This is a genomic window from Haloprofundus marisrubri (genome assembly GCF_001469955.1).
GTDB lineage: Archaea > Halobacteriota > Halobacteria > Halobacteriales > Haloferacaceae > Haloprofundus > Haloprofundus marisrubri.
On record NZ_LOPU01000023.1, the window covers coordinates 1 to 725 of the forward strand.

Annotated in this window: 2 protein-coding genes; both read left to right on the top strand. The window is 59.9% G+C overall.

Features of this window, described 5'->3' with window-relative positions:
• Positions 1-190 (top strand): FAD-binding protein (locus tag AUR64_RS10370; protein WP_155120573.1); only part of this gene is annotated, 190 nt, incomplete at its 5' end.
• A 7-nt stretch (positions 191-197) separates the two neighbouring features.
• The coding region (locus AUR64_RS10375) for a 4Fe-4S dicluster domain-containing protein (RefSeq protein WP_205628397.1) at positions 198-725 on the top strand (528 nt) is incomplete at its 3' end.

Below are 725 nucleotides of genomic sequence, written 5' to 3' on the forward strand. Positions count from 1 at the left end.
TGCGAAATTCGGCGTGGTCGTCGACGACGAGATGCGCGTCTTGGACGAAACCGACGAAGCACAGTTTGCGAACTTGCGAGCAGCGGGCGCGGTCGTCGGCGGTGCCGACGGCGCGGCCGAAAAATCCAGCAGCGGACTCTCACTCGCCACCGGCGTCGTCGCCGGCCGAAATGCAGGAGCCAGTATCTGAGTTAACCATGAGCGACGCAGAAACCCCAGCCGACACGACGAATCCGAACGTAGAACACGATGACTTCGAGCCTGTGCAGGTCTTCCCCGAGACTGAGGATATGGACCTCCGACCGGGTGCGGACAACTGTTACAAATGTACGACCTGCGACTCGTCGTGTCCGGTCGCCGAAGTCGACGACGAGTTCCCCGGACCCAAATTCCAAGGCCCAGAGCAGTGGCGACTCAAGCGCAAGGAAGACGAGGACATCGACTCGTCCATCATGGACTGCTCGAACTGCATGCGCTGCGACAACGCCTGTCCGTCCTCTGTGCCGCTGAGTCAGATGCACAACACCGCTCGCGGCGAGTACGTCGACGAGCAGATGGACAAACTCTCGCGGGAGTACATTCGCAACCGGATTTTGTCCAATTACCGGACGATGGCCGAACTCGGCAGCAAAGTCCCCCGACTCACCAACTTCGTGATGGGACTCGGCGTCACGAAACTGTTCAACGAGAAAGTGATGGGTATCACCTCCGAACGCGAGTTCCCC